This is a genomic window from Paraburkholderia sp. SIMBA_054, assembly GCF_046534875.1.
GTDB classification, from domain to species: Bacteria; Pseudomonadota; Gammaproteobacteria; order Burkholderiales; family Burkholderiaceae; genus Paraburkholderia; species Paraburkholderia hospita.
The window spans coordinates 1-272 of the sequence record NZ_JAWRXV010000784.1 but is presented as its reverse complement, the minus strand read 5'-3'; the positions used below and the strand labels follow the sequence as shown (position 1 = coordinate 272).

The window sequence follows — 272 nt, the reverse complement described above, 5'->3', positions numbered from 1 at the left end:
CTCGACGTCGCGGGCCTTGGCCTTGCTGCCGCTCATGACGTGGACGACGCCGGCCAGCGCGTCGAAGGCGATGTCCACCGCATCACGCGCGATCCCGGCCACGGCCGGCACCAGGTCGCGCGTCATCGCTTCCATGCGGCGCAGCCGCTGGATGTCGTCGTGGCTGACGTCCTGCGCCTGGTCGTCGATGCTGATGGCACCGTCATGGATGTGCACCTGGCGTGGCCGGGCATCGTCGCGCCGCAGCCACACGCCATCGTCGGCGATGCGCA

Annotated in this window: 1 protein-coding gene; it reads right to left on the bottom strand. The window is 70.6% G+C overall.

Features of this window, described 5'->3' with window-relative positions:
* A partial coding sequence (locus tag SB822_RS57245; protein ID WP_410859124.1) for a DUF2884 family protein occupies positions 1–272 on the bottom strand: 272 nt, incomplete at both ends.